This window comes from Campylobacter sp. 1569, assembly GCF_024723675.1.
Lineage (GTDB): Bacteria > Campylobacterota > Campylobacteria > Campylobacterales > Campylobacteraceae > Campylobacter_D > Campylobacter_D jejuni_C.
The window spans coordinates 1-1598 of sequence record NZ_JANQDB010000040.1 but is presented as its reverse complement, the minus strand read 5'-3'; the positions used below and the strand labels follow the sequence as shown (position 1 = coordinate 1598).

2 protein-coding genes are annotated in these 1598 nt (G+C 32.6%); both read right to left on the bottom strand.

Annotated features, from left to right (window positions below):
- The coding region (locus CAMP5060_RS08050; RefSeq protein ID WP_337218201.1) for an aryl-sulfate sulfotransferase at positions 1-1146 on the bottom strand (1146 nt) is incomplete at its 3' end.
- Positions 1147-1171: 25 nt separating this feature from the next.
- The coding region (locus CAMP5060_RS08045; RefSeq protein ID WP_337218200.1) for an aryl-sulfate sulfotransferase at positions 1172-1598 on the bottom strand (427 nt) is incomplete at its 5' end.

Sequence of the window (1598 nt, the reverse complement as noted above, 5' to 3'; positions counted from 1 at the left end):
CCCTACTCCAGTGCCTGCTATATCGCCAAAAGAATCACTTGCATCCATTTTAGCTAAATCCTCATCACTCAAAGTAACCCCTGCCTTACTAGAATCGATATTCAAACAAACAGCACCTTGATCTAATGCTTTGATTACATTTGCTCTATATGGATCTAAAATTTCAAACAATCTCCACTCATCTACCACATTGCCATTTTTGTCAACTTCTACTATCACATCACGCACTGAACGCACATTTTTACCATCAGGGCGCTTAACATTGGCAGAAGCTACCCTTAAAAGGTAATTTCCATTCTGCATATCATCCATAGAATGAGAAAAATCTATATAAGAAGAAGGTAAAATACGGTTAAAAATTTCTCTACCCATCAAATCATATTTAACATATCTTTGACCAAATCCAAAACTCAAAGCCCCATCTTCATTTTGATGAAAACCCATCATAATACCACGCTTATAAATATTACCCCAATCCATTAATTTATCACTATCTAAATACCAACGAATTTCACCTTTTGTATCAATGATAAATGCATTTGAATTCTCATCCCACTCCATTGCACCACCTGCTGGATTATTCCATACAGACTGAGAACCTTTACCACTTTGTCTTCCTGGAGCATTATTAACCAAATACAATCTATCTTCAAAACCCTTATCTACTTTAATCACTTCTACTTTTTCAAAAGGTACACCTCTTTGCATAAAACTTCCACTAGCTTCTATATTTACCCCACCAGTTGCTATTTTATACACTTCATCTACTACTTTTTCACTTTTTCCAAAAGCAGTTTTGGTATAACTTACTTTTACTGTATTTAAATATGATGGATAAAGTCCAAAAACAGGAATTCCTCCATATGTTTTAATTTTATTAGGACTAACCTTATAAGATATAGTCTGTCCATTTGGTTTTGGAACTATAGTTACACTTACATCACTTAGTTTATATCCACCATCCATAATTACAGCACTAAGCGGGGATAAACCATAAGGATTTATTTTTATAGCACCAATTTTACCTTGAATTTCCCAATTAATACTAGCACCACTAGGTCCACCCATAGCTAAAGAAACATTAGGTGCAACTACAACAACACTACTAGCAAGCAAAATACTACTTACAATTTTACTAATTTTCATTTTTTCTCCTTTTGTAATAAAATTTTTAATCAAAAGCTTTGTTTATATTAATAGGATAAGCCCTATATCCTATTTGACCGCCTAAATTTTCAAATTTCATTTCAAACAAAACTTTTTTAGTATCAAAATCCAATTCGCTCAAAATAGGTTCTGTATTTCCCATATTTAACAAATACTTCCCAAGTCCAGCTGTAGCGCTATAAATAAAAACACTGTTTGTTTTATCAAAATACTGCGTTATAGATGTAATAGGACTGTAGTAATCAAAGCCTCTTTGTTTTCCATACTCCCAAATTTGTTCTACGGTTTTATTTTTTTCATCTATCATATAAAAAACTGCTCTTGAATACTTACTTGTAGCAAAAGGTGGTTGATGCATACCTCTTGTATCACCATTATCAAAAACACTTACAACGATCTTACCTTTTTTACTCATACTTGGAACATAATAT